This is a genomic window from Microbacterium sp. Y832 (assembly GCF_057669765.1).
In genome coordinates this window covers 1-511 of sequence record NZ_JBYHFM010000024.1, presented here as the reverse complement: position 1 = coordinate 511, position 511 = coordinate 1, and the positions used below count along the sequence as shown (strand labels likewise).

Here is a 511-nt window from a genome sequence, read left to right as displayed (position 1 = left end):
ACCGGCCGAAGCCAGCAGCAGCGTGCCGAATGCCATCGCGCCCACACGGGTGGCAGTCATGTTCTTCATGGGTATGTTCCTGTTCTTCGGGTGATGGATCCAGTGATCCGGGATGTGTATATCTGGTTGCGGGGTGGGGGTGCGTCATCGCACCCCCACCCCGCTGGGGTGTTGATTACTGCGCGGTGACCGGGAACGCGCCGAACGGCGCGGTCTTGGTGTCGGTCACGGTTTCGCCACCGATGGTCCACGTCATCGAGACCGTGGCCTCGCCGGCGGGAGCCGACGCGAGGCGGGTGTTCAGCGACACGGACACCGTCTTGCCTGCGGCGACGTTGGTGAACGTCTTGGAGCCGTAGGGGGTGGTGATGACGATGTTCGCCGGGACCTGCTCGTTGTTCGTTGCCGACACCGAGAGGTAGACCTTGCCGGCGAGGGTGCGCGACTCGGTGGTGGTGTCGAACGTGGTCAGCGAGTCGGCGAGCTCACGCAGCGCGTCAGCGGCAGCACC

General features: G+C 65.6%; 1 protein-coding gene. It reads right to left on the bottom strand.

What is annotated here, in order from left to right; genetic code table 11:
* Positions 1-175 precede the first annotated feature (175 nt).
* Positions 176-511, bottom strand: a 336-nt coding sequence (locus AC25YV_RS12815) for a hypothetical protein (RefSeq protein ID WP_488124243.1), incomplete at its 5' end; no start/stop codon positions are given.